Source organism: Streptomyces sp. CBMA123, assembly GCF_014596465.1.
Taxonomy (GTDB): Bacteria; Actinomycetota; Actinomycetes; order Streptomycetales; family Streptomycetaceae; genus Kitasatospora.
On the sequence record NZ_MECK01000513.1, the window covers coordinates 1 to 899 of the forward strand.

The window sequence follows — 899 nt, forward strand, 5'->3', positions numbered from 1 at the left end:
CCGCGCCGCCGACGCCCGGGCCGGCGCGCTCGACGCCCTGCGGACCGCGCTGGACGACCTGCGCGCCGCCGGCCAGTGGGACGACACCGCCCTGCGCCGCCCGCTGCTGAAGGCGATCAGCCGCCTCAACAAGGGCGGCCTACCGGGGCCCGAATTCGCCGGACTGCCCGCGGTGGCCGCGCTGGTCGAGGCCGAGGAGCGGGTGGCCGGCGCCGAGCGCGACCTGGAGAAGGTCTTCGCCGAGGACCTCGCCCAGCTCTCCGCCGTGCTCGACCGCACCGCCGCCGACCCGCGCTTCCGCGAGGCCGTGATCTGGCAGAACCGCAAGGCCTACGCCGACGGCGTGCGCAAGGTCGGCGGCGACGGGCGGCGCAACTCCCGCCGGCGCGAGCACGAGGCGCTGGTCGCTGGCTACCTCCAGCGCTACACCGTCAAGAACGACTCCATCGGCTTCTTCGGACCGGTCGGCTGGGCCGAGGCCGTCCCCGCCGGGCCGGCCCTGGCCGTCACCCCCGGCGAGGGCCTGGTCGCCCGCCGCGAGGTCTACTTCGAGCAGTGGTGCCTGGACGCCCTGGTGCGCTCCCTGGGCACCGGCCCCGCACTGCGCCGCTGGTTCCCGCCCCGCCGGCTGCCCTCCGCCGCCCTGGAGGGCGCCACCCTGCGCCTGCCGGGCCGCACCGTCGACCTGCCGCCGGCCAAGGCCGCCGTGCTGCGCGCCGTCCTCGCGCTGTGCGACGGCTCCCGCACCGCCGTCCAGGTGGCCGCCGACCTCGGCCTGGCCGAGGCGGAGGCCTTCGCCCTGCTGGAGTCGCTCTGCGCCACCGGGCTGATCGCCTGGGACCTCGAACTCCCGGTGCAGCCGCGCCCGGAGCTGGCCCTGCGCGAGCTGCTGGAGCGGA

At 77.5% G+C, this 899-nt stretch carries 1 protein-coding gene; it reads left to right on the forward strand.

Features of this window, described 5'->3' with window-relative positions; all coding sequences use genetic code 11:
* Positions 1–899 (forward strand): lantibiotic dehydratase (locus BG452_RS35735; RefSeq protein WP_188308498.1); only part of this gene is annotated, 899 nt, incomplete at both ends.